Origin of the sequence: Candidatus Kurthia intestinigallinarum (genome assembly GCF_003991225.1) — a bacterium.
GTDB lineage: Bacteria > Bacillota > Bacilli > Bacillales_A > Planococcaceae > Kurthia > Kurthia populi.
Genome location: NZ_JTFC01000037.1, coordinates 1 through 1935, shown reverse-complemented (window position 1 = coordinate 1935; position 1935 = coordinate 1). Strand labels below are relative to the sequence as shown.

Annotated in this window: 1 protein-coding gene; it reads right to left on the bottom strand. The window is 41.0% G+C overall.

Annotated elements, in window-relative coordinates:
- Nucleotides 1-272 precede the first annotated feature (272 nt).
- A partial coding sequence (locus QI30_RS14735) for a suppressor of fused domain protein (RefSeq protein ID WP_126991364.1) occupies nucleotides 273-1935 on the bottom strand: 1663 nt, incomplete at its 5' end.

Here is a 1935-nt window from a genome sequence, read left to right as displayed (position 1 = left end):
AACCGGTGTATAGGCATGCAATACATCCTCGTTATTTTCGTCTAGCTGTTGCAGGACGTCTAGCTTCCCTTCTCTGATCGCCTTCTGTACCGTTTGATTTAATAACGGTGTGTTTGGTTTTTTATTTTCCACGCTTAAATTCCTCCATTGTTCCAATTGTCGTACTTTCTTTCCTATGTATGCCCCATTTAATTTTCTTATGAAAGAAATGGTAGGTATTTGTCATTTATCTCCATTATACACAAAAAAACACGGATTTCTCCGTGTCTTTTTTAGACAGATGGTGGTCGATTTTGTACGAATACATGCTCAGCATGCTGCTTTTCTAAGCAGTGAATCAAATCCACACCATAAATTCCTTCGGCATAATCCATTTCAGATTCATAAATCGGGATAAGTTGATGAAGTACAACCAGAAATTCTTCATTTGAAATTGCAGAAACAAACAATTCACTCGGTTCTCTTGCTAGTAAATGCGTCATTTTTGTGTATTCGAAAAGAATTTCTTTTGTTTTCCCTTCTACAGGAAATGTTGTATCCCCATCATATTTCAATAAGTTTTTATGAACATAATACCCGAATTCTGCCATCATACGTAGGGGCCAATTTTTTTCAGGAAGTGTCCATTCCTCTTCAGAAGCGACCCAATCTAAAGGCAATTTCATCATCATTTCATACGCTTCGTTGTGCGTCACATTTGGCGGAATATGATTACTGACCCCCAGTGTGAAAACAACATAATATGGATATTTTTTCGTTGGATAAATGATATTTCCACTAATTTGTATCAACGGGTCACTTTCTACCGTCAAGTCTGTCAATTGGAGCGCAATCGGTCCATATTCTTTTTCAAATCGTTGACGAACTTTCTCTGAATTAGAAACTGTTCCAATTGGTTTGGGCTGTCCATCGTCTACCGGCTTCTCCACAACGGCAGGACGTTGAAAATCAATGACTTCCTGGACCTGTGCGGCTGTTAATTTTTCTTGTAAAGCAGGATAGCCATTTGCTTCCGCATACTGCCACTCCGCTTTATATACTGGCACCAATTCATCGATACGAATTTCTTCGCCTTCTACCTGCAAGTGCTGGATATCTGAATCAGTAGGAGCCGAAATTAACATACAGCTTAAATAGGTTTCAATGCCATACGGGTCTGCTAAATCCCCTTTGTTGGGGACGATGACCCCTCGAGCCGGCTGAACGTTTTCATCATGCGGAATACATGCTAATTTAATCAACCAATTAATCGGCCATATTTTTTCTCGATCTAACCAGTCTGCCCCGCCTTCAAGCCAATCTGCAGGTACTTTCATCATATTTTCCACATATAACAGGTTGTATCCAACCGCGCGGTCACTCATACCTGTTGTAAATAAAACATAATACGGATGGGCGGCTGATGGGGCAATAATATGCGCCTGAATCGGGACTTCAGAAGGGAAGTTTTGATAATAGGTTGTTTGAATCGGACCGTACACCTCTTCAAACGCCGCACGAATTACCGCATGACTGGATGGTTCTTCGTACTCTTCCTCTTCCTCTTCTTCTTCATCCTCATAGTCCTCGTCCTCATCATCGTATTCTTCTTTAGGCGTTGTACGCGGCACATGGTCGGCTGGTAAAGTTGCATTATGGGCCTGAATAAGCGCTAGAATTTCCGTTTGATTTTGTTCTTTCGCCATCAACTCTGCATCTTTTCGCTCAAAATAACGAATCGTCGTATCCACACCATGGTCGATTAACAGTTGGACAACTTCTTTATTTCCAGATCGAATAGCACCGAATAGGACATCTTTATAGGGATGAGGCGGTTCAAAATTTATCGCAGCCCCCTGTTGTAATAAATAGCGCACCATCTCATAATGGCCTTTTGCCGCAGCTGATTTTATCGCTGTATCTTTATAAGGGAAGGATTCTTCATCAATATCCATT